This window comes from Massilia sp. Dwa41.01b, assembly GCF_014171775.1.
Lineage (GTDB): Bacteria > Pseudomonadota > Gammaproteobacteria > Burkholderiales > Burkholderiaceae_D > Telluria.
The window spans coordinates 2,235,164-2,257,484 of the sequence record NZ_CP050454.1 but is presented as its reverse complement, the minus strand read 5'-3'; the positions used below and the strand labels follow the sequence as shown (position 1 = coordinate 2,257,484).

General features: G+C 66.1%; 20 protein-coding genes, 1 tRNA gene and 5 pseudogenes. 11 read left to right on the top strand and 15 right to left on the bottom strand.

The features are described from left to right. Positions 1 to 87: 87 nt before the first annotated feature. The 4 genes and pseudogenes from tssG to tssF all read right to left on the bottom strand — a co-directional run. Positions 88 to 846: pseudogene (tssG, locus tag G4G28_RS10305) on the bottom strand (type VI secretion system baseplate subunit TssG). A gap of 63 nt (positions 847 to 909) precedes the next feature. Next, complete coding sequence (locus G4G28_RS10300; protein WP_210283291.1) at positions 910 to 1,158, bottom strand: hypothetical protein; 249 nt, start codon at positions 1,156 to 1,158, stop codon at positions 910 to 912. After that, a complete protein-coding gene (locus G4G28_RS27455; protein ID WP_267875275.1) occupies positions 1,155 to 1,913 on the bottom strand; it encodes a type VI secretion system baseplate subunit TssF in 759 nt (252 codons plus the stop codon). Before G4G28_RS27455 ends, G4G28_RS10300 begins: the two co-directional genes overlap by 4 nt. Positions 1,914 to 1,966: 53 nt before the next feature. Next, positions 1,967 to 2,977: pseudogene (tssF, locus tag G4G28_RS27450) on the bottom strand (type VI secretion system baseplate subunit TssF); the annotation flags it as partial. 652 nt (positions 2,978 to 3,629) lie between these two features. On the opposite strand from tssF, the pseudogene G4G28_RS28975 reads away from it, so the two are divergent. The 7 genes and pseudogenes from G4G28_RS28975 to G4G28_RS10260 all read left to right on the top strand — a co-directional run. Next, positions 3,630 to 3,794: pseudogene (locus tag G4G28_RS28975) on the top strand (histidine kinase dimerization/phospho-acceptor domain-containing protein); the annotation flags it as partial. A gap of 51 nt (positions 3,795 to 3,845) precedes the next feature. Continuing rightward, entirely contained in the window at positions 3,846 to 4,370 is a 525-nt protein-coding gene (locus G4G28_RS10285; RefSeq protein ID WP_183108324.1) for a sensor histidine kinase KdpD, read from the top strand. A gap of 105 nt (positions 4,371 to 4,475) precedes the next feature. Continuing rightward, complete coding sequence (locus G4G28_RS10280) at positions 4,476 to 4,907, top strand: hypothetical protein (RefSeq protein WP_210283290.1); 432 nt, start codon at positions 4,476 to 4,478, stop codon at positions 4,905 to 4,907. Positions 4,908 to 5,267: 360 nt separating this feature from the next. Further along, entirely contained in the window at positions 5,268 to 6,566 is a 1,299-nt protein-coding gene (locus tag G4G28_RS10275) for a hypothetical protein (RefSeq protein ID WP_183108323.1), read from the top strand. Further along, positions 6,511 to 7,185, top strand: a complete 675-nt coding sequence (locus tag G4G28_RS10270) for a hypothetical protein (protein ID WP_183108322.1) — start codon at positions 6,511 to 6,513, stop codon at positions 7,183 to 7,185. Before G4G28_RS10275 ends, G4G28_RS10270 begins: the two co-directional genes overlap by 56 nt. Before the next feature lie 29 nt (positions 7,186 to 7,214). Continuing rightward, positions 7,215 to 8,468: a S8/S53 family peptidase gene (locus tag G4G28_RS10265; protein WP_183108321.1), complete on the top strand. Its 1,254-nt coding sequence runs from the start codon at positions 7,215 to 7,217 to the stop codon at positions 8,466 to 8,468. After that, positions 8,465 to 9,589 carry a serine protease gene (locus G4G28_RS10260; protein WP_182988199.1) on the top strand — a complete coding sequence of 375 codons (1,125 nt, stop codon included), beginning with the start codon at positions 8,465 to 8,467 and terminating at the stop codon, positions 9,587 to 9,589. The genes G4G28_RS10265 and G4G28_RS10260 overlap by 4 nt, the downstream gene beginning before the upstream one ends. Positions 9,590 to 10,171: 582 nt before the next feature. Here the strand turns inward: G4G28_RS10260 and G4G28_RS10255 are convergent. Next, a complete protein-coding gene (locus G4G28_RS10255) occupies positions 10,172 to 10,375 on the bottom strand; it encodes a hypothetical protein (RefSeq protein ID WP_183108320.1) in 204 nt (67 codons plus the stop codon). A gap of 268 nt (positions 10,376 to 10,643) precedes the next feature. Between G4G28_RS10255 and G4G28_RS10250 the strand changes: the two genes are divergently transcribed. Further along, complete coding sequence (locus G4G28_RS10250; RefSeq protein ID WP_183108319.1) at positions 10,644 to 11,276, top strand: hypothetical protein; 633 nt, start codon at positions 10,644 to 10,646, stop codon at positions 11,274 to 11,276. A gap of 71 nt (positions 11,277 to 11,347) precedes the next feature. Here G4G28_RS10250 and G4G28_RS10245 read toward each other — a convergent pair. The 8 genes and pseudogenes from G4G28_RS10245 to cysS form a co-directional block, all read right to left on the bottom strand. Continuing rightward, a tRNA-Ser gene (locus G4G28_RS10245) sits at positions 11,348 to 11,440 on the bottom strand. 96 nt (positions 11,441 to 11,536) lie between these two features. Next, on the bottom strand, positions 11,537 to 12,784 hold the full coding sequence (locus G4G28_RS10240) for an aspartate kinase (RefSeq protein WP_182988197.1): 1,248 nt from the start codon (positions 12,782 to 12,784) through the stop codon (positions 11,537 to 11,539). 271 nt (positions 12,785 to 13,055) lie between these two features. Then, positions 13,056 to 13,250: a tRNA lysidine(34) synthetase TilS gene (gene tilS / locus G4G28_RS25720; RefSeq protein ID WP_229508071.1), complete on the bottom strand. Its 195-nt coding sequence runs from the start codon at positions 13,248 to 13,250 to the stop codon at positions 13,056 to 13,058. Then, positions 13,187 to 13,621 (bottom strand): TilS substrate-binding domain-containing protein, encoded by a 435-nt coding sequence (locus G4G28_RS25715; protein ID WP_229507991.1) that lies wholly within the window; start codon positions 13,619 to 13,621, stop codon positions 13,187 to 13,189. The genes tilS (G4G28_RS25720) and G4G28_RS25715 overlap by 64 nt, the downstream gene beginning before the upstream one ends. Before the next feature lie 35 nt (positions 13,622 to 13,656). Continuing rightward, positions 13,657 to 14,303, bottom strand: a pseudogene (gene tilS, locus G4G28_RS25710) (tRNA lysidine(34) synthetase TilS). 148 nt (positions 14,304 to 14,451) lie between these two features. Beyond that, on the bottom strand, positions 14,452 to 15,429 hold the full coding sequence (locus tag G4G28_RS10230; RefSeq protein ID WP_182988196.1) for an acetyl-CoA carboxylase carboxyltransferase subunit alpha: 978 nt from the start codon (positions 15,427 to 15,429) through the stop codon (positions 14,452 to 14,454). 56 nt (positions 15,430 to 15,485) lie between these two features. Further along, positions 15,486 to 16,189, bottom strand: a pseudogene (locus tag G4G28_RS10225) (DNA-3-methyladenine glycosylase). Continuing rightward, positions 16,189 to 17,583 carry a cysteine--tRNA ligase gene (cysS, locus tag G4G28_RS10220; protein ID WP_183108318.1) on the bottom strand — a complete coding sequence of 465 codons (1,395 nt, stop codon included), beginning with the start codon at positions 17,581 to 17,583 and terminating at the stop codon, positions 16,189 to 16,191. Before cysS ends, G4G28_RS10225 begins: the two are co-directional and overlap by 1 nt. 258 nt (positions 17,584 to 17,841) lie before the next feature. On the opposite strand from cysS, the gene G4G28_RS10215 reads away from it, so the two are divergent. From G4G28_RS10215 to G4G28_RS10205, 3 genes are read left to right on the top strand one after another with little or no spacing between them, the layout of a single operon-like run. Beyond that, positions 17,842 to 18,453, top strand: coding sequence for a peptidylprolyl isomerase (locus G4G28_RS10215; RefSeq protein ID WP_182988195.1), 612 nt, complete (start codon positions 17,842 to 17,844; stop codon positions 18,451 to 18,453). Between the two features lie 39 nt (positions 18,454 to 18,492). Beyond that, positions 18,493 to 18,987 carry a peptidylprolyl isomerase gene (locus tag G4G28_RS10210; protein ID WP_182988194.1) on the top strand — a complete coding sequence of 165 codons (495 nt, stop codon included), beginning with the start codon at positions 18,493 to 18,495 and terminating at the stop codon, positions 18,985 to 18,987. Between the two features lie 29 nt (positions 18,988 to 19,016). Further along, positions 19,017 to 19,775 (top strand): UDP-2,3-diacylglucosamine diphosphatase, encoded by a 759-nt coding sequence (locus tag G4G28_RS10205; RefSeq protein WP_182988193.1) that lies wholly within the window; start codon positions 19,017 to 19,019, stop codon positions 19,773 to 19,775. A 163-nt stretch (positions 19,776 to 19,938) separates the two neighbouring features. Here G4G28_RS10205 and G4G28_RS10200 read toward each other — a convergent pair whose 3' ends face one another. Together G4G28_RS10200 and G4G28_RS10195 are read right to left on the bottom strand one after the other, a co-directional pair. Further along, on the bottom strand, positions 19,939 to 20,529 hold the full coding sequence (locus G4G28_RS10200) for a hypothetical protein (protein WP_183108317.1): 591 nt from the start codon (positions 20,527 to 20,529) through the stop codon (positions 19,939 to 19,941). Beyond that, positions 20,496 to 22,127 carry a hypothetical protein gene (locus G4G28_RS10195; protein ID WP_183108316.1) on the bottom strand — a complete coding sequence of 544 codons (1,632 nt, stop codon included), beginning with the start codon at positions 22,125 to 22,127 and terminating at the stop codon, positions 20,496 to 20,498. Before G4G28_RS10195 ends, G4G28_RS10200 begins: the two co-directional genes overlap by 34 nt. Between the last annotated feature and the right edge of the window lie 194 nt (positions 22,128 to 22,321).

Genomic DNA, 22,321 nt, shown 5'->3' with positions numbered 1-22,321 from the left:
GGGCAGTAGCGCCATGGCCGCCGGCACGGTGGCCGATAGCGGGGCCGCCGCTTCACCGGGCGGCCCTGCTGCCTTGCTGCCGTCCGCTCAGGGCGCGAGCGCGGCCATCGGCGCGATGACGTAGCGCATGTCGGCGCGGTCGCAGGCCACCGCGCCGGTGAGGAGGAAGCTGTCGCGGCCGAGACGCGGCGCGTCCCCGCCAGCGCCAAGGAAGCTGGGGCCGACGCTGCTCCGGCACAGCACCAGCTGCACTTCGAATTCGACGCAAGGCGGCGCCAGCACCCGCAGGATCGCCCGCAGCGTCGCGGCCGACTCGCCGCTGGGCAGGAAGCGCTCGAATGCGGCACGCCGCAAGGGGCCGATGCGCAGGCGCGCGCGCAGGTCGGGACGCCAGCTGCGCTCGCCGAGCGCGGTGTCCTGGCCCAGCAGCGCGTGTGTCCCCAGCGCTTTGTTCCGCCGGCAGCAGTCGGCTCCAGTGGCCCACGGCTTCCTCGAGTGCGATGGCGACCCCGAAGTAACTCGCCAGCACCCGCTCGAGCACCACACCCGACACGGGGCGTCCCTGCAGCAGGCCGGCGAAGTGCGCCACCAGGTCGGCGGGTACCGCGGGCGCGGCGACCTCACCGGCCTCCGGCGCGGGCACGCTGCCGGCCAGGGCGCGGCTGTCGTCCGGGAATCCCGCCAGTGCCAGCAGCAAGGGCCGCAGGCGCTCCGCGCCGCCCGCAGGCGCCAGTTCGATGCGATGCTTGAACCAGGCCTCGTAAAGAGCGCCAGCATGCGCCCCGACAGCATGTCGAGAAAGGCGCGCGGCGCCTCGTCATCGTGCCCGGCCTGCCAGGCAGCGATGCGCTCGGTTACATGGGCCGGCAGGCTGCCCCCAGGTGCCCAGCAGGCCCATGAAGGCAGGCGTCATGCGCAGGCGCGGCGGCGCCGGCTCGCCAGCATCGTCCACACCAACGAGGCTGGTCCCGGACTCGCATACCGGGGGCCTCGATCTGCGCCGGCGGAAAGCCCCAGGCGCAGGCTGTTTTCGAAGCGCAGGTGCTCGCGCAAGGCGGCCTCGGGCGCCACGCCTTGCCGCGCCAGCCAGGCCAGCAGCACGCGCACGGCCTGCACGAATTCGAACTCGTGGGGCGCGGCGAGCAGGCGCTCGATCACGGCCGCAGCGTTTCGCCGGTGCGCGGGGCGCATGCGAGGATCTCCTCTCCAGTCTGGCTCGAGACGATCTGGAGCCGGCTGAAACAGTTCAGCTGCCGGTTCAGGCCGAAATAGCGGTCCATTACCTGGGCAAACACGTACAGGCCGCTGCCCACGAAAGCGCGTTCGTCGACGCGCATGCGGATCCCCACGCCCGGCATCAGTGATGCCACGGGACGGGTAGGCAACCAGGCGCGCACGGTGCCGTGTTCCAGTGCCCCGATGCCGGCGATCTGCCGGCGTGCGACGGGCGAGCGGGCCAGGTCGTAGAGCGCGAGCATGCGCTGCAGCTCCGGCAGGCTCGCCGTGCTCAAGCCCGCGTGGTTCAGCGACAGGTGGGCAATCAGGCGCCAGTGCGCGCCGTGGCCGCTGCCGAAACGGTAGCTCGGCGTCGGCCTGCGCAACAGGCGCAGCGGCAGGCTGCCCGAGGCGGCCTCGGCCACCAGGTCGCCGCCGGGCAGGCCGTGGGCCAGCTGTGAAGGCAGGTCGCGGTTGGTACAGGTCAGCTCGGTCGATATGGTGGCGCCGGCCGCATCGCCCGGATTGAAATCCGCGTCCAGCAGGGCCAGGCGCATCTCGTGGCCGGGACTGACCCCGGCCAGCGCCTCGTCGCGCCGGGCGACCCAGAAGTGGCCGTGATCGCCTCCCTGGCCATGGCGCAGCGCGTAGAGCGGCGCAAACTCGGTCGTGATGCTGGCGCCGCGCAGTTCGCGCACCGGGAAACCCGGTCGATGCTGTGGATGTCGAAGGCTGCCGCGTGCGCCGCATCGGCCGCCAGCGGGTACTCGGCGCGCGTATGCGACAGCTGGATCGGGTCGCCGCCCTTGCGGAACAGGTTCACCACCGGCGTGCAGCCCAGCAGCAGGTTGGCAGGCGACAGCGCCGACAGCATGCGCGCCGCGTCGGAATCGAGGGGCAGTCCGGACAGCGCCAGGTGCACGGTGAAGCGCGTGCAGCCGGGCGCCAGCAGGTGCGCCGCCTGTTCCAGGTCGATGTCGATGAAGTTGAATTTTTCGGGATAGCTGAAGTATTCGGTCAGCAGGCCGAAGGCCGGATGCGAGCGCTGCGGCAATGGCAGCAGTGCCTCGTCCTGGCCGAACCCCGCCAGCCGCAGCGGTACCGCATCGAGCGCCAGCCATGGCCCGTCCGCGCCTTGCACCCAGGCCTGGCTGGCGCGCATGCACAGGGTGTCGACCAGGACCGCGCGCAGCGACGGGTCGCCCTCGACGAACACGCGTATCGGCGCCAGGCCGCGCGCGCACAGTTCGCGCAGCGAACCTTTCATCTCGAAGCCGACGGCGATGAAGGCGTTCGCGCCACGAGGCAGACGCGCCCCGGCCGCGCCACCATGGACGCTGAAGGACGCCTGCACGATGCGCAGCGGGCCCGCCAGCACCGGATAGACGGTACGGAACTGGCAGACCGTGCCCCCCACCGGATGACTGCGCAGCGAAGTTCCCCGCGCGATGAGCGAGAAAGCGTCCGCGCCAGGGGCCAGCAGCTGCGCCACCGAATAGGAGGGCAACGGGCGCAGGTAATGGGGATACAGGCTCTCGAGCAGCGACTCGGTGAACTTCGGGTAGTCGTCGTCGAGGCGCTTGTGAATGCGCGCGCTCAGGAGCGCCACCGACTGGATCAGGCGCGCGACGCTCGGGTCTTCGTAGCTTTCGCCGGCCAGGTGCAGGTCGCTTGCCGGCTTCGGGAAGCGCTTGCGGAACTCGCGCGCGTAGCCGCCAAACACGCCGAGCTCCTCCTCGAAATACCGTAGCAGCTCATCCATTTCTCCTCCACGCGTCCGGGACCGAAATCCATGCTCCCATCGCGGCCGGCCCTTGGCGTTGACAAGCAGCAAGAATGCACGTCCCGATCCCGGCATGCGTACCTGCCGGCACCGGCATGGCCCCGCTGCTTGCCCATGGCGGGCGCACACTGCAGGGCGGGCGCCGCCTTCCGGCCGCACCGTGGTAAATTTTCCAATAATTATCAAACAGATGCGCCACCGGCAAGGTGGCGGCGTCCTGCCCAATCGATGACTTTCGCCAGCGACCAGAAACCCGACCAGCAAGACCTTGCTCCCACTTCCCGCCGCATGCTCGCACTGCGCGACCGGGTGTTCGCCCGCTGGGAAGAGCGCGTGCGCGCCGCCATCGGGGAAGCCGATGCGCTGCGCCATCCGGTACTGGTCGATACGCTGCCGGCCTTCTACGACAACATCTGCGAGGCGGTGACGCCCGGCTATCCGCGCGCGGACGCGGTGGCGGGCGCCACGATCGCGGCCGAACATGGCGGCGAGCGCGCACGCCTGTCCGCCTACGACCACGAGGCGCTGATCGGCGAATACCAGATCCTGCGCAGTGTCATCCTCGAGGTGCTGCAGGAGGACGGCGCCACGCTGACGCTCAGGGAAACCGCGGCCATCCACCACGCGATCGATGGCGGCATCAGGATGCGGTCAACGCCTTCACCCGGTGCACAGCGCCCTGCGCGAGCGCTTCCTCGCGGCGCTGACGCACGACCTGCGCAATCCGCTCAATGCCGCCGCGCTGGCCGCCGAACTCATCGTACGCAACGCCGACCCCGCGCGGACCAGCGAATTCGCCGACAAGGTACTGAGCAACATCCGGCGCGCCGATGGCCTGATCCGCGAATTGCTCGACTCGATGCTGTTCCACGGTAACGGACGCCCCGAGCTGGAGCTGACACGCTTCGACATCGGCGAGGTCGTGAGCGAAGTGTGCCGCGATGCCGCCCTCACCCGCGATCACCACATCGAAACGGACGGCGAACCGGTGCTCGGCTGGTGGTCGCGCCCGGCGCTCAAGCGCGCGCTCGAGAACATGGTCGGCAATGCGGTGAAATACGGCAGTCCGGGAACCACCATCCGCATCAGGGTCCGGTCCGTCGACGAGCGCCTGCTGCTGTCGGTCCACAATGAAGGCAACCCGATTCCGGTCGAGGACCAGGAATCGATTTTCCAGATGTTCCGCCGTGCCCAGTCGGCCCGGGCCGGCGAGCAGAAAGGCTGGGGCATCGGCCTGCCATATGTGCGCGGCGTGGCCGAGAGCCATGGCGGCAGCATCGCGCTCGACAGTGCGCGCGAGCGCGGCACCACCTTCCTGATCGACATCCCCATCGATGCGCGCCCGTTTCGCGATGCGCCCACGCTTGCCTGAACACGCGGGCGAGCGCTGCTGGCGACAGGCACCTTTGATCTAGATCAAAGGTGCCTGCACCGACCGACGCAAACTTTCCGATCCACGCCGGTTCATGTCTGCCAGATGCCTTCGCCGCACATGCCCGCGGCGCCCCATGTCGCCGCCCATGCCTTGCGCCGTGCACGCAAGCTGCTGTTCGCGCGCCTGCACGGGCTCTTCCAGCAACCGGAGGCGGCATTCGTGCGCGGCTTCGCGGGGGTGGTCGCCATCATCGAGGCCGAGCTGGCGCATGAGGAAGCCGTTATCGAGATGCTGGGCCTGGACTGCCTGCAGGCGCGGCGCGCCGACAACGCCTTCCTGCTCGGCGCGCTGCACGCGATCGAAACCCGCGTCGAGGCCGGCGATGCCGAACTCGGCCGCACAGCGATGGCCGCCTGCGCCGATCTGCTGTCGCTGCACCGCCTGACCACCGATCTCGCGGTGGCCCAGGCGCGCCCGTTGCCGGGGCGCGCCAGCCGCATGCGGACGAGCGGGCGCCAGCACCGTCCGCGCTGAGCTCGCGCCCTTCCTGTACATCTCCGGCGCCTTTGCCGTTCCCAGCGCCCGCGCCCGGCAGTCCTTGGGAGCGACCGGCAGTGACGTCGAAATAACAACATCTTGACGAAATTTTGTCGGCGCAGTCCTACAATTTTACCGTATTTACATTAGACTGGATTTCGCATCCAGTACTTCCAGTTCGACTGCATACAGACTGTGGGACCGCTTCGGCCTGCCAGCAGCGCCAGTGCGGCATCGATGGCTCAAGCTGCGTTGCGCCCCCGGCGCCAGCCGGGAAACGCAACCAGAGGCAAAGGAAGCGTGATGAAACTCCGTGGCGACCGGTTCGTTTGTTCCATCCTGTTCGGATTTCCCCTCATGTTCTTGCCCGGGTGCGCATCGATCCAGCCTCCGGCGGAAACGATCTCGGCCAGCACCGTGGCCGAACTGCAGCGCTCCTTCGACAGCTCCCTGAAAGACATCAACGCGGCGCTGTCCGCCCCGCAGGCGGCTCGTTCGGATGCGACCGTCGTGCGCAATTTCATCGAGACCGGCATGGCCATGGCCGATATCGGGTGCAAGGCGTATTTCCGCAACCTTGGCCTGGCCGCGCAGCGCTATGCCTTCGGCCGCAAGGAGCTGGGCCTGACCGGCGGCCTGGTCGCGGGCCTGCAAGGCGTGACCGGGGTCTCCGCAAAGGCGATTGCGATTACGTCCAGCATGTTCTCGTTTGGCAGCGCCTCGACCGAATCCTATGCGGACGTGTTCCTGTTTTCGCCCGACATCAGCGGCATCCAGGACCTGGTCGAGGGTGCCCAAACTACCTATCGCGCGGCCATGCCGCCGGTGACGGCGATGAGCTATGGCGCGGCGGTCGGCATCCTGCGCGACTACGACAAGCTGTGCGAGGTACAAACGATCCGCCGCCTGGTCAACGAGTCGGTCGGCACCGCCAGGTTTGTCGCCTCGACCACGGGCGAGGAACTGCTGTCGGCCGCCGACCGCTTTGCAATCGCCCGTGCCATCGGCGAGCCGACCGTGACAACCGAACAGGTCGCCCTGATCTACTGGCTGGTGTTGGGCGCACCCACCCCGGCGGAGCAGGCGCTGCTGGCGAAGAACCTGCAGGGGCTGGCGCTGTTCGTCGGCAGCGATGGCAAGCTCAAGCCGCTGTCGCCGGAAGACAGGGACCGGATCAAGCGCGTACTGGCGCCGATCGTCGAGCGCGGCGAGGCGAAGCTGGCGGCACTCGTGGCCAGCCTGCGCAATGCCGGCGCAGGCGGTGCCGGTTCGGGAACCGAAGAAACGCCGGAACGCAACGGCGGCGGCCTGCCTTCCGTTCCCCGGACCGGCCCGTGGCCGGCGGCAGCATTTCCATCAAGGTCCATCGTTAACGGCCAACGGCGAGGTGGCTCGTATGTCGACGCGTCGTTCCGGGTTCGGTGGAGGCGGCTGGCGCCGGGCCTGCGCCGCCCTCGCCCCGGTTGTGCTGCAGCTGGGCGCCCTGGCCCAGGGTCCGTCCCACGACGACGATCGCCTGAACCTGCGTTTCGAGGGTGGCAACCTCGAGCAGAACACCGCGGAAGTGACCGGCGCACTGGTGGACCGCGGCCTGTTGCGCATGGAGGCTTTCCTCAACAAGTCGGCGAAGAATCCCGCCGAACTCATCGAGGCTGAACTCGGCTGGCCCAAAGGCGTCGTCACCGACCTGTTGAGCCTATCGCTGTGCAGGCGCAACGGCCACATCTGTTCCGTCGTCAAGGGCCGGGCAAGCTGGCGCATGCAGAAGCTGCCCTGGTCGACCACGGTCTCGCCGGAGGAGTTCAGCTGCGACGACGCCAGCCTGCCACGCTACATCATCTGCCTGCCCGAGGTGCCGATCAAGTCCTACCTGGCCGGCAAGCGCGTGGTCGCGAACCCCGAGCTCGACAACATTCCCCTGAAGGTCACCAGGGACCTGCGCGGATGCGACGTCTTCGATGCCCGGTGCAAGCGCGTCATCGAACGGCTCAATCCCGGCGGCAAGCCGGAACTGCGGGACGGCGTGACCACCATGATGCTCCCGGCGAAGTCGATCCAGATCCACATCCGCGACAACCCCGCCAGACGCAAGGAAATCGAAAACGTCTTCAACACTGTCGTCGACGCCATTCGCGCGCGCAACGGCTTGTCCGGCTTGAGCTCCGACATGCGCGCCACCGTGCCCATCCACCTGAAGCAGCAGAGTGCCCCGCCGTCCGCGCGCCCAGCGGCAGCGGCAGCGGCGCGGGCCCTGCGCCCAACCCCTTGCAGGTAATGAACTACGTGCGCGGCCCGCAGCGCGTGATGCCAAATAAGCCCCTTGGCGTCGGGGTCTGGGATGGCTATGCCGACAAAGCGCACTGTGTGTTCAAGCGCGGCGGCCAGAGCGCCATCGTCCTCTACACGCCCCTGCCGATCGATGTATCGAAAATGGGCAAGGTACCGTCCTCGCCCACGTGCGGCAGCTTGCGCAATTTTCTGAGCGACGCCTTCGATCACGCGACCTTTGTCTCGAGCCTGATCGTCGGCAAGAGCACGCCGCCTTTCGTCGTCGGTGCCGCGCCCGATGCCGTGATCTGGCAGGTCGAGCATGTGGGGGATAACCTCAACAAGGACCTGTTCGTGACCGAGGCCGACAAGATCGGCATGCCTGACGTGCGCGTCGTCAATATCAGCCAGGCCTATGAAGCGAAGGAGGACGGCATCAAGACCCAGCTGGCCCATGTGATCTCGCCGGTCGAAGGCTATGGCCACCGGGTCGTGTTCGTGGCCGCGGCGGGCAACGAAGGAACCGACTTCAACAAACAGGGCGTCGCATGCCGGGTCATACCGGCATGCTGGTCGAACGAGGGCGAGGGTGCGAATGCGGTCATCAGTGTCGTTGCTCTCGATGCCGGCGGGCGCAGGCTGCTCGGCTCTTCCAATTCCGGCATCCAGTTCGACGTCGCGGCGGTGGGCGATACCACCGGCGCCGTGTTCGGGGGCGGCTACGCCCGCTACGCCGGCACCTCGTTCGCCGCGCCCTACGTGTCCGCCCTGGCGGCCCTCCTGTTCGAGCGCGTCGAGCGCGATACGGCCAAGATCGACGCCAGGCGGATCAAGCACCGGATCCTCTTCACATCCACCTTCATCGACGGGCTCGAGAGCAAGATGCGCTTTGGCCGGATCGACTTTGCCAGGGCACTCGATTTCAGCCAGGATGTGCTGCGCCTGCGTCCCGGCACCTGCCCGAGGGGCAATTGCATACTGCGTGGCGACGCCAGCCCGAGCACCTCGGTGAACATTTCCTATGCCCTCGACGAACAGGGCAACACGGTCAACGGCCTGTCGCTGGTCATGCGCGACGTGAAGCGCCTGCAGGCCACCAGGCTGCCGAACGGAGAGCAGCGCTTCTGGGTTGTGGTGCGCAAGAACAAGGTCCTCAAGCGCTACAGCGCAGCGATGTTCAGCGACACCTACATTTCGTTCACCGGCCTGCCCAAGGTGGCCGTAGCCGATGTCGAGGACTACACGGCTTGTTCCTTCACCAAAGGCTGCGATGGAGACCTCCTGCCATGAAAAGAACCCTTGCCGCGCTGCTCTGCCTGTTCATGCTGGCCTCGACTGTCACGACGGCGAGCGGCCGCGAACCGAGCTTCGAACAGCGCCATCCGCTCGGTCTGACGGCCACCTACAGCGACTACGGCGGCACCGTGTGGTGGCGCAGCGCGCCCATCAAGGCAAACGACGCCAGCTTCATCCGGCTGAAGTTCACAAGCTTGCGCAATCCCCGCAAGGAGACCGCATTCATCGTAGTGCGCGACGAAGCCGGCAATGAACTGCAACGCCTGTCCTTGCTGGACGTGGATCCCGAGCGGCCGCTGGTCACCATGCGCTTCCAGGCAAGCGAGGTCAGCGCATATGTCGAAGCGCCGGCGCGGCCGCGCGCGCTGCGGCTCACCTTGTCCGACTATTTCACCGACAGCGGCAGGGATCCGCGGCCGCTGTCGATCGGCGCCGTCGACCAGCCCTGGGCCAGCATTGCCGACTTGGATAAAGCGGCGCCGGCCCAGCAGCGCGCACGGGGCGTGGTCAAGCTCCTGTTCACCTCCGACATGTCTTCCTGCACTGGTTTCCTGGTGGCGCCGGGCAAGATCATGACCAACCACCACTGCATCGAAGCGTCGTCCGCGTTCAGCCGCAGCGGAAAGTCGTGCGCCGACGTCGACATCCTGCTCGATTACCTGAGCGACACCAGGCCGCCAGTGACGCTGCGCTGCCTGGATGCGAAAACCTACAAGACACCGGACATCACCGTGCTCAGGGTCGCCCCTGCCGACCTGCCCCTGCTGGCCGGGCGGCCCGTGGCACGCTTCGCCGACGTCAATGCGGCCCTGCCCGTCAAGGTCGAGCTCATCCATCACCCCGGCGGCCTGCCGATGATGCTGTCGCGCGACTGCCAGGCCGTGGACAACAAAGCGACGGCCGCGAACCTGCGGCATACCTGCCATACCGCGGGCGGCAGCTCCGGATCGCCCCTGTTCGACGCGAGCGGCCGCGTCGTCGGTGTACAGGTGAAGGGCTTCCCGAATATCACCATGAGCGAATACACCCGGCGCCTGACTGCGGGCGAGAAGTTCTACAACACGGCGGTCGATGTCAAACGGATGCAGCAAGTACTCGAGGAGCTCGACAAATGAATTGTCTGAACATCATCCTGAAAAGCCAACTGAACCGTTCACTGTGGCTCCTGTCCGCCCTGCTCTGCCTTGGCGACGCGCGCGGCCCCGGCCGCGGCACCGACAACCGGCGACCCGCGCGGCACGGTGATCAAGACCTCCCGCGCGGCAGCGGTGCGCAGCAGCTGGGCATTACCCAGCACACGCCGGAGGCGCCGGCGGTCGGCCCGACCGGCCTGGTCGAGTCCGGGAACGAGGGCGTGTTGATCTGGACGCAGTCAACGCCCGCGTCCTGCGCGTCTCGCCCACGGGCAAGGCCGAACTGGCCGCGCCGCTGCGTCCACACAGCCTGGCGCAAGACATCGTCCGCCAGGGGCGGGCCGTGTACGTGCTGGAAGACAAGCCCGTGTATGTGGGCAGCGACACGGGCGCCGGCAAGCTGCTCGACCGAGCGTCGACGGAAGCGAGCTCCGCGCCCGCGGCCGCCGCCACCGCCATGTTCGAGGCGAACGGCGCGGTCTGGAGGACAGCATCGGCGAGACCGACGGCACCCCGGAAAACAGCGGCGGCACACCCGGCACCGGGCGCTGGCTGCGCGCCGCGTCAGGCGAGGGCCAACCGGATGAATACCGCACCGTGCGCGGCGACGACGGCAAAGTGCGCGTGGAAGTGCGCAGGGGGGAGCCGCCACGCATGACGCGCCTGCCCATCGCCATTGCGCCCGCTCTGCTGGGCTCGGTTGCCCTGCTGGGGACGGATGAGGATGGACGCTTTTATGTGCGTGCCGAGCAGTTCGCGCAGCAGCAAGGCGTGGGCCGGGCGAAGGTGTGGGTATTGCGCTATGCACGCGACGGCAGCTTCGACGGCGGCTACGACGTTCCCGACGAATTCCTCGAGCTCGTGCCAAACCGCTACCTGGCCCTGTCGCGCACGGGCACGCTGTACTTCATGGAATCGCACCCCGATCGCACGCGGCTGTGGTCGCTCAACCCCTTCCCGCACGCGCAGTTCGCACGGCGCCAGGAGGAAACGATACGGCGCATCGCCGCCCAGCAGGGTCCAATCCGCTCGAGCGGTGACGCCCGCGAGCGCGACCGGGCCCAGGGAGTCGACCGGCGCCGGCCTGACCCGCGCCGCCATCCTGTCGACCGCGGAAGCCTACCGCACCGCGCAGTGGCAGGTCACTTCCGCCAACTACCGGCCAGACGCCGTCTCCGCCTGCGTACCCGCCCGCGGCAAGCGCTGGTTGAGGCCGGCCTACCTCGAGGGCCAGCTGGGCAAGCGCGTTACCGGTATCCCCTACAACTGGGGCGGCTACATCACAATCGCCGCGTTCATGCAGCGCACCGCCGAGGGCTATGCAGGGGGCAATATCTGTACGTGCAGGAAGGGCGACTGCGTCGACCGCCGCGCCGCCGGGGTCGACTGCTCGGGCTTTGTCTCGCAGACCTGGAATGTCAAACGCCGTACGACGGCACGCCTGAAGGAAGTAGCCCGCCCACTTCCCTCCTACGCGGAACTCAGGCCCGGAGATGCGATGAACAAGCCTGGCAGCCACGTGCGACTGTTCGTCTCGCTCAGCCCGACGGGAAACGGCTCGATCCGGGCTTACGAGGCCTCGACCAGTTGCGGCCGTGTGTGCCTGCGCGATTTCTCGACCAGGCAGCTCGAGGGCTATTTGCCGCTGGGGGCGCCGGTGAAGGAATGAGGCTGGCGGGTAGAATAACTGCCGCAGGAAAGAAAAAAGCCACCTTGCGGTGGCTTTTATCTTTGAAACTCTGGCGGAGACGGTGGGATTCGAACCCACGATACGGGTATAAGCCATATGCATCCTTAGCAGGGATGTGCCTTCGGCCACTCGGCCACGTCTCCAATCAACTCCAGCAGACTGCGCTAGCGCTGAGTGCAAGCATCTTAATCGCCGGTGCCGGATTGGTCAAGGCGCACGGCGGAAAATATGGGAAAAAGTTAAGCTTTCTCCAGGCCAAACGCTTTATGCAGGGCGCGTACGGCCAGTTCCATGTATTTCTCGTCGATCAGCACCGAAATCTTGATCTCGGAAGTCGAGATCATCATGATGTTGATGCCCTCTTCCGCCAGCGTGCGGAACATTTCCGAGGCGACGCCGACATGGCTGCGCATGCCCACGCCGACGGCCGAGACCTTCGACACTTTCGCGTCGCCGACCAGGCGGGTGTAGCCGAGCTGTTCGCGCTGGGCTTCGAGCACCGACATGGCGCGCTGGTAGTCGTTGCGCGAGACCGTGAAGGTGAAGTCGGTCTTGCCGTCGACCGACTGGTTCTGGATGATCATGTCCACTTCGATGTTGGCGTCCGATACCGGGCCCAGGATGTGAAAGGCGACGCCTGGCTTGTCCGGCACGCCCATGACGGTGATCTTGGCTTCATCACGGTGGTTGGCGATACCGGAGATGACGGCTTGTTCCATGTTGGTTTCTTCCTCAAACGAAATCAGGGTGCCGGAGTTGGCTTCTTCTTGCAGCGGCATGTGCGGGTCGGTCAGGGACGACAGCACGCGTGTCGGTACCTGATAGTTCCCCGCGAACTCGACCGAGCGAGTCTGCAGCACTTTCGAGCCAAGCGAAGCCAGTTCCAGCATTTCTTCAAAAGTGATCTTTTCCAGCCGGCGCGCTTCGTCCACGATGCGCGGGTCGGTCGTGTACACGCCATCGACGTCGGTGTAGATCAGGCACTCGTCGGCTTTCAGCGCGGCGGCGATTGCCACGGCCGAGGTGTCCGAACCGCCGCGGCCCAGCGTCGAGATATTGCCCTGCTCATCCACGCCCTGGAAACCGGTGATGATGACGATCTTGCCGGCATCGAGATCGGCGCGCACGCGCGAGTCGTCGATCGACTGGATGCGCGCTTTCGTAAACGACGAATCGGTGCGGATGCCGACCTGCCAGCCGGTATAGGACACGGCATCCTTGCCGATGGCCAGCAGCGCCATCGCCAGCAGGCCTACCGACACCTGCTCGCCGGTGGAGGCGATCATGTCCAGTTCGCGCGGGTCCGGCTCGGCCATGATTTCCTTCGCCAGGCCGATCAGGCGATTCGTTTCGCCCGACATTGCCGAGGGCACCACGACGATCTTGTATCCGGCGTCATGCCACTTGGCGACGCGGGCCGCAACGTTCTTGATACGGTCCGTCGAGCCCATCGACGTACCACCGTATTTGTGGACAATTAAAGCCATAACAGGATGTTTTCCAGCTTGTAGAAGATCAAAAGGGAGCAACTACAATAACATGTTGCATCGCAAAATCACAAGAGAGGAAATTCCAAAAGCTATACGAAACGAAAATAAGGTAATACGTTTTTCGCATAGAAACTATTCGGATATTAGCGGGCACGAGCGTGCGCGGGAGTGGCTCCCGATCCGCAACAATGTGGCGGTGCGGCGGGGCGAACGCCCGCTGCCGGCGGACCTCAAGCCTCGCTTGATTCCCAGCGCAGAGCGATCAGCGCTAAGCCTGGCGCGCCGAAATGGCGGCAATCCATGCCGAGGCCGGCCGCGTACAGCAGGTCCGGTCCGCTGCTGACGATGGGCAGGCGCATACGCTCCAGGCTGGCACGTCGCAGGCCTGGTAATGCGCCTTCAGGCTGCGCGTCGGCCGGTTGGCGGCAAGCTTGAGGCGCTCGCCGCCCTTGCGGAAGTCGATGACGAGCCGCTGGCTGCGCAGCCAGGCTGCCTCGAAACCCTGCCCGGCAGGCTCGAAGTGCAGCACGCCGCCATAGCTGGAAACGCCAGCCGGGCTTCGCCGCGCCAGACAAACGATTCGCCCAGCTTCTCGATGACGCCCTCGTCGTCGGGGTCGCGCATGCCGGCCAGCGCCGGCAGTTTCGGGGTGATGTACAGGCGCTCGCGGTAGCGCCGGATGTGGCAGGTCGGATGGGTCACAAGCAGCTGGGCGTCCTCGCGCGCTTCCAACAGCTGCGTCACCATCTCTTCCAGCCATGCGGTCGAGGGCATCGCCAGCGCGCGCTGCTTGAACCAGTGGCGCAGCAGGTTATGGACGCGGTCGATGCTCATGGCGCGCAGCCGGGCGACGTCGAGCGCGTCATCGATCAGGCAGGTGACCAGGTCCTGGCGGCGAGCTCGTCCAGCAGGCGCTGGGCCGACTGCGCATGCGCCGCGCTACGGGCAAAGCGGGCTTGAAAGCCCGGAAAGGCCAGCGCCAGCGCCGGCATCACGGTGTGGCGCAAGGCGTTGCGGGCGTAGCGCGCATCCAGGTTCGATTCGTCCTCGACCCAGATAATCCCTGCTGGCGTCCACAGGCTTCGAGCTCGGGCGCGCGTGCGGCAGCAGCGGACGCGCCATGATGAGGTCAGGATTGCCGAGCAGCTCGGGGCGGCATTGGCGCCGTCCATGCCCGACAGGCCTGCCGGCCCGGAGCCGCGCAGCAGTTGCAGCAGCACGGTCTCGGCCTGGTCGTCGAGGTGATGCGCGGTCAGCAGCACGGTGGCGCCGTGCGCCGCGCACATCTCGCCGAGCGCGCGGTAGCGCAGCTTGCGCGCCGCGGCTTCGACGCCGGCGCCGCCCTTCTCCACCGTCACCCGGCGATGGTCGCAGGCGAGGCCAGCGCCGCCGCGCCGGACTCGACGTGGCCGAGCCAGGCATCGGCGTTCGGGCTCAGGCCGTGGTGAACGTGGAAGACGTGCAGCGCGACGCCCTGCTCGCGGCACCAATCGGCGGCCAGCCGCAGCAGGACCATCGAATCGAGGCCGCCGCTGCACTACCGCAATGGAGGAAGGAGAGGATTGCGCGCGCAGCGCCGCGAGGGCGCGCGCGAAGGTGGCCGGGACGGACCCGGCTTGGGGACGACTCACGCGTTACGACTTTCTCGGTACGGCTGCTACCGCTTACTCTTCGCTCGGCGTCGTTTCCTTGAACTTGCCGTAGGCCATCAGCTTCTGGTGACGGGCTTCGAGCAGGTCGCGGGTCTTCATGCCGTGGAACTGGCGCAGGGTATCGGCCAGCGCGCGCTTGAGCATCTGCGCCATGCCTTTCGGATCGCGGTGGGCGCCGCCGAGCGGTTCGTTGATGATCTTGTCGATCAGGCCGATGGCTTTCAGGCGGTGCGCCGTCAGGCCGAGGGCGTCGGCGGCGTCGGATGCACGCTCCGAGGTCTTCCACAGGATCGAGGCGCAGCCTTCCGGCGAGATGACCGAGTAGGTGGCGTACTGCAGCATCAGGACGGCGTCGCCCACGGCAATCGCCAGCGCGCCGCCGGAGCCGCCTTCACCGATGATGGTGGCGATCAGCGGCACTTTCAGTTCGGCCATGACGTACAGGTTGTGGCCGATGGCTTCGGACTGGCCGCGCTCTTCGGCATCGATGCCTGGGAAAGCGCCCGGGGTGTCGACAAAGGTGAAGATCGGCAGGTTGAACTTTTCGGCGAGCTTCATCAGGCGCATGGCCTTGCGGTAGCCTTCCGGACGGGGCATGCCGAAGTTGCGCATCGCGCGCTCTTTCGTGTCGCGGCCCTTCTGGTGGCCGATGACCATGCAGGCCTGGCCGTTGAAGCGTGCCAGGCCGCCGACGATGGACTGGTCGTCGGCGAAGCTGCGGTCGCCGCGCAGTTCATGGAAGTCGGTGAAGATCTCGTTCACGTAGTCCATCGTGTACGGACGCTGGGGGTGGCGCGCGATCTGCGAGACTTGCCAGGGCGTCAGCTTGGCGTAGATGTCCTTGGTGAGCTGCTGGCTCTTCTTGGCCAGGCGGTCGATTTCTTCCGAGATGTCGACGGCCGAATCGTCCTGGACGAAACGCAGTTCTTCGATCTTCGAATCGAGCTCGGCAATAGGCTGCTCGAAGCTGAGGAAAGTTGTTTTAGTCATTGTACCTCCGGGTTGTTCTGTGGCCGCGGCGTGCGGCAGCCTGCGGCGATCAGGCGTTATTCTACCGTACCGGCGGTGCCGGTGGACGCCGTGGCGGTCGCGGCGGCCGGGTCGAGGCTGCGCCACAGGTACCAGGTCGCGACGGTGCGCCAGGGTTCCCAGTTCGCCGCGACCTCGCGTGCATCGCTGCGCGAGACCGGCTCACCGGAGAAATAATTCTGGCTGATGCCCTGGATCAAGCCTGCGTCGTCGAGCGGCAGGACATTGGGCCTCAACAGATTAAATATCAAAAACATCTCGGCTGTCCAGCGCGTGATGCCGCGAATGCGGACCAGCTCGGCGATCACCGCCTCGTCGTCCATTTCGGACCAGAGGTTGGCGTGCACCCGCTTGGCCTTGAAATGGTCGGCCAGGTCGAGGATGTATTCGGTCTTGCGTTTCGAGAGGCCGCAGGCGCCCAGCTGCTCGGCGCCCAGCTTGATCACGCCGCTGGGCGTCAACTTGGGCAGGGCCGCGTTGAGCTTGGTCCAGGCGGCATCGGCCGCCTTTGGCGTGACCTGCTGGCCGACGATCGAGCGTGCCAGCGTGGTGAACGGGTCGGGATGCCCTTTCAGGTGCATGTCGCCGAACTGGGGGATGAGGCGCTTCATGATGCGGTCGCGCCGCATCAGTTCAGCCTGGCCTCGGCCCAGTAGGCGGGCACTTCGAGGCCGGGCGCGTCGTCCCCGGCTGCGCCGCCGTTGTCCTTTTCCGCTGCCATCATGCGCGACGCCAACCCGTCGTTCCATCCGGCTTGTCTTCGAGGATGATGCCGGCCGCCGTCAGCTCGGCGCGGATGCGGTCGGCCTCGGCAAAGCTGCGTGCCTTCTTGGCGGCGGCGCGCTGGGCGATCAGGTCGTCGATCGCGCTTGCATCCATGCCGCCATCACCGCTGCCGCCGCGCAGGAAATCCTGCGGCGCGCGGTACAGCAGGCCGAGCACGCCGGCCAGGGCTTTGAGCTGGCGCGCCGCGGCGAGCGATTTGCTGCGGTTGACTTCGCTGGCCAGGTCGAACATTTCGGCCACGGCCAGCGGCGTGTTGAAGTCGTCGTTCATCGCGTCGCGGAAACGCGCGGCATGCGCCTCGTCCCAATCCACCTGCACCTGCTCGTCGCCGAGGTCGACGGCGGCCAGCGCCGTGTACAGGCGCGTCAGCGCACCCTTGGCGTCGTCGATGTGGGCGTCGGAATAGTTCAGCGGGCTGCGGTAGTGCGAGCGCACGATGAAGAAGCGCACCACTTCCGGGTCGTATTTCTTGAGGACGTCGCGGATGGTGAAGAAGTTGCCCAGGGACTTGGACATCTTCTCGTTATCGACGCGCACGAACCCATTGTGGACCCAGTAGTTCACCATCGGCTTGCCGAAGGCGCCTTCGCTCTGGGCGATCTCGTTTTCGTGGTGCGGGAACTGCAGGTCCTGGCCGCCGCCGTGGATGTCGAACTGCTCGCCCAGGTGGGCGCAGGACATGGCCGAGCATTCGATGTGCCAGCCCGGACGGCCGCGGCCCCACTTCGAATCCCATTTCGCTTCGTCAGGCTCGGATTCCTTGGCCGCTTTCCAGAGGACGAAGTCGAGCGGATCGCGCTTGCCGGTGTTGACGTCGACGCGCTCGCCGGCGCGCAGGTCGTCGAGCGACTTGCCCGACAGCTTGCCGTAGCCTTCGAACTGGCGCACGGCGTAGTTCACGTCGCCATCGTCGCTGCGGTAGGCCAGGCCCTTGGCCTCGAGCTTCTCGATGATCGACAGCATGCCCGGCACGTGCTCGGTGGCACGCGGCACGATGCTTGCCGGCAGCATGTTCAGCGTGGCGAGGTCTTCGTCCATGTACTGGATGAAGCGGTTCACCAGCGAGGACATGGTTTCGCCGTTTTCCGCGGCGCGCTTGATGATCTTGTCCTCGATGTCCGTGATGTTGCGCACGTACTTGACCTCGTACCCGGATTCCATGAGCCAGCGATAGATGACGTCGAAGGCCATCATCATGCGCGCGTGGCCGACGTGGCAGTAGTCGTAGACGGTCATGCCGCAGACATACATGCCGACCTTGCCGGCCTGCATTGGGACGAAAACCTGCTTCTCGCGCGCCAGCGTGTTATAGATCTTTAATTGGCTCATTGGTGGTGATGAATCGAGAGGGGATCGGACGCCCATAGCAATACGGAAGACAGGCGCTACGCCGCATGGACGGGCACCGGAAAGTCATCTTTGCGTCGAGATCGCCTGACCCTCTGTGTTGTTCTTATTTGATAGAATGGGACGTTCTGGACAAAGTATAGCATTGATAAAATCCGGACTGGCCGCATATGGCTCAGGTTTATTTTTCTGTAAAAGACTTGACACGGCATTGCGCCACGTCCACCAAGGAGATGCACCATGCATGCACAAAAACAGATTCGCCGCTCCTTCCTGACCTATGTTGCCGCCGCGGCATGTGCCTTCAGCCTGGGCGGCACCGCCCTGGCGGCCGATCACCCGCAGGTGTCGATCAAGACGACGATGGGCGAGATCGTGCTCGAACTCGACCAGGAGAAGGCGCCCAAGAGCACAGCCAATTTCCTGCAATACGTGAAGTCGGGCTTCTACAAGGGCACGGTCTTCCACCGCGTCATTAACGACTTCATGATCCAGGGCGGCGGCTACACCGAGAAGCTGGTCGACAAGCCCGGCGTGAGGAAAGCCATCCCGAGCGAAGCGAAGAACGGCCTGTCGAACAAGCCCTACACGGTGGCGATGGCGCGCACCAACGACCCGAACTCGGCCACCTCGCAATTCTTCATCAACGTCAACGATAATGCCGGCCTCGATTACCCGGGCCAGGACGGTCACGGTTACACCGTGTTCGGGCGCGTGGTGAAGGGCCAGGAGACGGTCGACAAGATCAAGAATGTGGTCACCGACGACATGCGCGGCATGCAGGACGTGCCGGTGACGCCGATCGTGATTCGGTCCGCGACCATCCTCACTGGCGATAAGCTTGTAAAATAACGGTTGCACATTTCGCATCCCAACAAAAAAGGACACCCAATGACCTCCGTACTCATGACCACCAACAAGGGCAACATCACCGTCGAACTGGACGCCGAGAAGGCACCGAAGACCGTTGCCAACTTCCTGGACTACGTGAACAAGGGTCACTTCAGCAACACGATCTTCCACCGCGTGATCAAGGACTTCATGATCCAGGGCGGCGGCTTCGAGCCGGGCATGAAGCAGAAACCGACCGACGCGACCGTCGAGAACGAAGGCAAGAACGGCCTGAAGAACGACAAGTACACGATCGCCATGGCCCGCACCTCGGCGCCGCACTCGGCATCGGCCCAGTTCTTCATCAACACCAAGAACAACGACTTCCTGAACTACCCGGGCCAGGACGGCTGGGGCTATGCCGTGTTCGGCAAGGTCACCTCGGGCCTTGAAGTCGTCGACGAGATCAACAATATCAAGACCTCGCGTTCGGGCATGCACTCCGACGTGCCGGCCGAACCGGTGATCATCGAGAAAATCGAAGTCGTACAGTAAAACCACGCACGCGCGGGAGCCGAACCACGATGTCCACTCCCGCGCGCACGCTTGCGCTCTTCATCTCCGACCTGCACCTGCAGGAATCGCATGCCGCGACCGCGGATGCTTTCTTCAGCTTCCTCCACGAACACGCGGCGCACACCCGCCAGCTCTACCTGCTGGGCGACATCTTCGAATACTGGGCCGGCGACGACGACCTCGATACGCCCTTCCACGCCCGCGTGGTGGCGGCGCTGCGTACGCTCGCCGACGCCGGCGTCGAACTCTACTGGATGGCCGGCAACCGCGACTTCCTGGTCGGCGCGGATTTTGCACGGGCCGCGGGCTTGACGCTGCTGGCCGAGCCGCACGTGGTCGAGGTCAAAGGCCAGCGCATCGCCCTCGTGCACGGCGACGCCGAATGCACGCTGGACGCGAACTACATGGAGTTTCGCAAGATGGTGCGCAATCGAGCATGGCAGGCGCAGTTCCTGGCCATGCCGCTGGCCCAGCGCAAGACCATCATCGCCGGCCTGCGCGAAGGCAGCCGCGAAGCCCATACCACCAAGTCCTACGACATCATGGACGTCACGCCTGAAGCGATCGAGACGGTGTTCGCCACCACCGGCGCCGATGTGCTGATCCATGGCCACACCCACCGCCCTGCCCTGCACCTGCACGGCAGCCGTCGCCGCTACGTGCTGCCCGACTGGGAGAGCGACGCCACCCCGGCGCGCGGCGGCTGGATCGCGGTCGGGATCGACGGCGCCATCACCCGCCGCGCCGTCGACGGCACGCCCCTCTAGACCACCCGAGCAAGACTTGCGGTAAAGCGAGCCCGGCAGCCAGCGGCCCTGGCGCCGCCTGCGCTCGCCCGATCAAAACCGGCGCTACAGGCGAAAAAAAACCTTCGGGGGAGCGGCGCCTGCACGCCACTCCCCCGAAGGCCGGACTACTTACCCTGCAGGATTACGGCAGGTAGGACTGCAGCAGCGCGTAGCGGGTCATGCCGTACAGCTTGCCGCCCGAGTAGGCGACGGCACCGATGACCGTCTTGCCCCAGCCGTAGTCAGGCGTCGACAGCACGCCGGCCGGGCTGATCTTGCGCACGCTGCCCTGGCCGCTCAGGTAGAGGTTGCCCGCTTCGTCGATGGTCATGTATTCGACCTCGTAGAAGCCCAGCGTGCCCGTACCCACCGGACCGTCGACATCGCCCTTTTCGTTCAGCGGGGTGCCGGCGAACACGCTCAGCACGCCAGCCTTGGTGATGCGGTAGACAGCCACGGTGCCGGTGTCGGAGACGAAGACGTCGCCGGCGGCGTTCACGGCCACGGCCTGCGGCGCGAAGTTGACGGTCGGCTGGCCGACCAGGGTCGCCACCTGCGCCGCGGTTGCCAGCACGGTTTTGGCACCAAGCGGGGTCACGCGCTGCACCAGGCCGTTCGAGACGACGATGGCGTTGCCGTCCGGGTCGACCGCGACATTGGTTGCCGAGATGGCCGGGTCGACGGTGCTGACCGTGCCGTTCAGGATACGGCGCAGGCCCGTCGCCTGGGCCACCCACAGCGAGCCGTCCTGCCTGCCGCGATGGCACGCGGGCTGTTGAAGGTGGCGCTAGCCGCCGCGCCATCCGCGCCGCCTGCCACGCCCGACTTGCCGGCGATGGTGCTCACGACACCGTCCGGCGTCGTCTTGCGCACGACGTGGGTGATGCTGTCGACCATGTAGACGTTGCCGACCGTGTCTGCTGCCAGCGAGGTGTGCCAGTTGAAGCGGGCTGCCGCGCCGGTGCCGTCCTGCGAGCCGCGCAGTGCCGGGGTTGCCGACAGGGTCGTCACGGTGCCGTCCATGCCTACGCGGCGCAGGTTGTTCTGGTCATTGTCGACCACGATCAGGTTGGCGCCGTCCAGGCCGATCGAACGGATCGAGCTGAAGCGTGCGGCCGTGCCCTGGCCGTCGGCGAAGCCGCGCGTCGGGCTGCCGGCAACGGTCGTGACGACCCCGGCCGTGGTCACCTTGCGCACCATCGCGAAGTCGCCGACGTACAGGTCGCCGGTTGGCGCGACCACCATGTCGGTGATGGCGGAGAAGCGCGCGCCGGCGCCGGTACCGTCCTGCGAGCCGATGCCGACCGCGCCGCCCGCGAACAGTTGCAGGGTGCCGCCGACGTCTTTCCAGATGCGGCTTTCAAAGTCGGAGAAGTACAGCGTGCCGTCCAGGCCGCGTGCCAGCGCATAGAAGGTCGGAGCAGCGTTCAGGCCGACCGGAACAGGCCAGCTACGGGTGGTCACGGTGCCGTTCGCGTTCACCAGGCGCACCGAGGCGCGGGCCAGCGAATCGATCACGATCACGCCGCCGGCGCCGTCGGACACCATGCGGTTCGGACGCTCGAACTTGGCGGCGGTACCGACACCGTCGGCGCTGCCGGTGCCGATGGCGCCCGGGTTGACGTTGTTGCACAGGGTCGTGCCGGAACCGGCCAGGGTCGACACGGTGCCGTCGGCGGCGATCTTGCGGATCATGCCGTTGCACTCGTCGGAGACGAACAGGGTGCCTTGCGGATCGACCAGCACGTCGCTGCCGAGGCGGAAGCGGAAGCGCGCGGTGGCGCCCGGACCGTCGGCGTAGCCAGGCTTGGCGGTGCCGCCGGCCAGCGTGGTCACGGTGCCGTTAGGCGCAATCTTCAGGACCGCGTTCGGGCCGCCGTCGACGACGTACAGGTTGCCATTGGCGTCGCCGGTCACACCCTGCGGTTCCTGCAGGGCGGTGATGGCGCCGGCCAGCTGCACCGGTGCGCAGGCAACCGCGGTCGAGGTGTTGTTGGCGCTGCCCATCGTGCCCGCGCCGTTGCTGACCTTGCAGGTGTAGCCGGCCGGCGGCGTCGCCGTGACGTTGTACGTGGCGCCAGCCTTGAGCTTGGTGGGGAAGGTGAATATACCGTTGGCGAGGCCCGGCAGGGTCTCGCCGCCGTTGGCCAGGGTCACGCTGGCGCCCTGGCCGAGGCCGCTGACGGTACCGCCCAGGGTGAAGTCGGTCGCGACCGGTGGTGGCGGGGTCGTACCGCCACCACCACCGCCACCACCACCACCACCACCACCGCCGCAACCACCCAACAGGCCGAGCAGTACCGTGGCGACTGCAAATTCGATGGGCTTCATTGTTCGCTTCATGATCATTCTTTTCTCCGCTTTCCGGACGGCGCAACGTGCGCTGTTCCTACTGGAAAAAATAGTAAAAGAGAAATATAAAAATGACAAATGTGTGTCCAATCGTGCGCGCAAAATCGATTGAATATTTCTATTGATGAGCTGCCATTTGCGCGCTGTACGGGGCATGCAATCCTTGGTGAGTT

Coding starts and splice junctions, on each gene's coding strand:
- G4G28_RS10280 (WP_210283290.1), top strand. CDS start 4,476: ATGCCTTCGCCGCACATGCCCGCGGCGCCCCATGTCGCCGCCCATGCC.
- G4G28_RS10275 (WP_183108323.1), top strand. CDS start 5,268: ATGTTCTTGCCCGGGTGCGCATCGATCCAGCCTCCGGCGGAAACGATC.
- G4G28_RS10270 (WP_183108322.1), top strand. CDS start 6,511: ATGGAGGCTTTCCTCAACAAGTCGGCGAAGAATCCCGCCGAACTCATC.
- G4G28_RS10265 (WP_183108321.1), top strand. CDS start 7,215: ATGCCAAATAAGCCCCTTGGCGTCGGGGTCTGGGATGGCTATGCCGAC.
- G4G28_RS10260 (WP_182988199.1), top strand. CDS start 8,465: ATGAAAAGAACCCTTGCCGCGCTGCTCTGCCTGTTCATGCTGGCCTCG.
- G4G28_RS10240 (WP_182988197.1), bottom strand. CDS start 12,784: ATGGCTTTAATTGTCCACAAATACGGTGGTACGTCGATGGGCTCGACG.
- G4G28_RS25715 (WP_229507991.1), bottom strand. CDS start 13,621: ATGAGCATCGACCGCGTCCATAACCTGCTGCGCCACTGGTTCAAGCAG.
- G4G28_RS10230 (WP_182988196.1), bottom strand. CDS start 15,429: ATGACTAAAACAACTTTCCTCAGCTTCGAGCAGCCTATTGCCGAGCTC.
- cysS (WP_183108318.1), bottom strand. CDS start 17,583: ATGAGCCAATTAAAGATCTATAACACGCTGGCGCGCGAGAAGCAGGTT.
- G4G28_RS10215 (WP_182988195.1), top strand. CDS start 17,842: ATGCATGCACAAAAACAGATTCGCCGCTCCTTCCTGACCTATGTTGCC.
- G4G28_RS10210 (WP_182988194.1), top strand. CDS start 18,493: ATGACCTCCGTACTCATGACCACCAACAAGGGCAACATCACCGTCGAA.
- G4G28_RS10205 (WP_182988193.1), top strand. CDS start 19,017: ATGTCCACTCCCGCGCGCACGCTTGCGCTCTTCATCTCCGACCTGCAC.
- G4G28_RS10195 (WP_183108316.1), bottom strand. CDS start 22,127: ATGAAGCCCATCGAATTTGCAGTCGCCACGGTACTGCTCGGCCTGTTG.